Origin of the sequence: Halalkalibacter lacteus (assembly GCF_036663595.1) — a bacterium.
Lineage (GTDB): Bacteria > Bacillota > Bacilli > Bacillales > Bacillaceae_D > Halalkalibacter > Halalkalibacter lacteus.
This window is the reverse complement of record NZ_JAWRVL010000297.1, coordinates 1-259: the sequence shown is the minus strand read 5'-3', so window position 1 is coordinate 259 and position 259 is coordinate 1. Positions and strand designations below refer to the sequence as shown.

Below are 259 nucleotides of genomic sequence, written 5' to 3'. Positions count from 1 at the left end.
CCTCCTCGCTAACTAAATGGGCGGTCATTTTCGCTGACCGCCCATTTTAAACTGTTCAGGTGCGATGTGCCCGGTTAGGGCTGTTTTACCGCCCAGCCTTTTAGCTTGCTGGTTTTACCGATGCCCGGAATAAAGCTGTTGGTGGGGTCGAGCTTGCGGTAAAACGCGGTGAGCTGTGGCTGGGCCTGATACAGATGCCCGACATTATGCTCTGCCGGATATTCCGCCCCACGAGTATGCAAAATCGCCAGCATCTTTT

1 pseudogene is annotated in these 259 nt (G+C 53.7%); it reads right to left on the bottom strand.

Going from position 1 to position 259, the window contains the following annotated elements:
- Positions 1-74: 74 nt before the first annotated feature.
- Positions 75-259: pseudogene (locus SAZ04_RS22420) on the bottom strand (D-lactate dehydrogenase); the annotation flags it as partial.